Genomic DNA, 1442 nt, shown 5'->3' on the forward strand with positions numbered 1-1442 from the left:
GCCATGCCTTTCAAGGTCTTTGTTTAAGGCTGTTTATTTACCTTGGCAGCCTTGAGCACCCGATCTGTGGATACATGAGCCCGTGCCGCTTGCCCCTCCAGCCACTCCTTTGATTTGGCGACCTTGGGGCCGCGTGGGCTTTTAGCGATTTGCTTGGGTTTGATCAACCTCGCCAACGCCAGCAGGCGTTCCGCGAGACCTTGAGAGGTCTTTTCAATCGGGAAATTTTCCGATGGCACGGCAATCAACATGCCTTCGTAACCGGCACGAACCTGCACCGCCAAATGGAAAATCGAGGCCTCCCATCCTTTCGGTTGCGCGTCTCGATGTGCTTGTTCAACGCTACGTTTGAGAACAGACAAAACGTTGTAGGCCAGGACCGCCGAAGCGAAACCCAGTAAAGCTGCCTTGGGATTTCCAAGGCTTGCAATCTCACTGTCTAGTACCGACTCCAGGCGCTGGAACATGCCTTCGATAGTCCAACGGCGTCGGTACAAATCAGCGATCTGTTGGGCGCTGATCGTGTCGGGCAAATTGCTCCAAAACCACATCACTGAATCGCCAGAGTCGGTGGGTGTTTGCAAACTCAACTCAATGCGGCGCCAGCGGCGACCGCTTTTGACTTCAATGACTTGCTCACGGACCGTGCCACTTTCGATTGAACCGCATGTTTGCCAGTCGCCTTGCTCAACCATTGTTGGGTGTTTGCTGGGTTCGCGGACGATGAATGAAGCCCCTCTGTCTTCACAAGCCTGTAGAACAGGCAGCGTGCAATAAAGCCGATCAGCCAGCCATAACTGCCCGACACACGCACTTTTCAGCAAGGGTAGAACGCTGACGCGCTCACTGGCGTAAGCATCTTCACAAGGCTGAAGGTCCACGACTAGATCAAGATCAGGGTCATAGACCACAACCGAAAATCCTGGGCGAGCAGCACCTCGTTCACGCCGCAAAGGGCCCAAACGTTTCTCGGTGGAAGGTAAGTGGTTGCCATCAACAATGCGCAATTGCCAGCCGGGAAAAACCGGCGAGCAACCCAGTGTTTCTACGGTAGGGGCTAAGCGTTCCGCGCTGCCGCTGACCAATGCCCGAAGGAGCTCGGGCTCGGTTCGACTGATTTTGTCATAGAGCGCTGCAATGGTGACCGGAAGATCATCCATTTGACGTGCAGCAGCATGTAAAGAAGGTCTTAAGCCCAATGAAACAAGGGACATCAGCTCAACAACAGTGGAAAAAAGCAGCTCGCGTGGGTACTGACGTTGTCGGTGCTGCGCAAACACCTTGTCGACCCACTCGGCCGGTACGGCTTGTTCCAGCACAAGCTTGGTCATCACACTGGCTGGCGTCTTTTTTTCAAACCTATCGAGAACCACATCCCACATAGTTTCGTCATCCTGACAGAAGTTGTTGGGGGATTTTAAACCAAGACCTTGAAAGGCATG

General features: G+C 53.7%; 1 protein-coding gene. It reads right to left on the minus strand.

The annotated features are described in order from the left end of the window. Window positions 1–23: 23 nt before the first annotated feature. A complete protein-coding gene (locus EJ576_RS29610; RefSeq protein WP_126571764.1) occupies window positions 24–1331 on the minus strand; it encodes an IS4 family transposase in 1308 nt (435 codons plus the stop codon). Between the last annotated feature and the right edge of the window lie 111 nt (window positions 1332–1442).

The organism is Pseudomonas sp. C 49-2, assembly GCF_003970195.1.
Classification (GTDB): domain Bacteria; phylum Pseudomonadota; class Gammaproteobacteria; order Pseudomonadales; family Pseudomonadaceae; genus Aquipseudomonas; species Aquipseudomonas canadensis.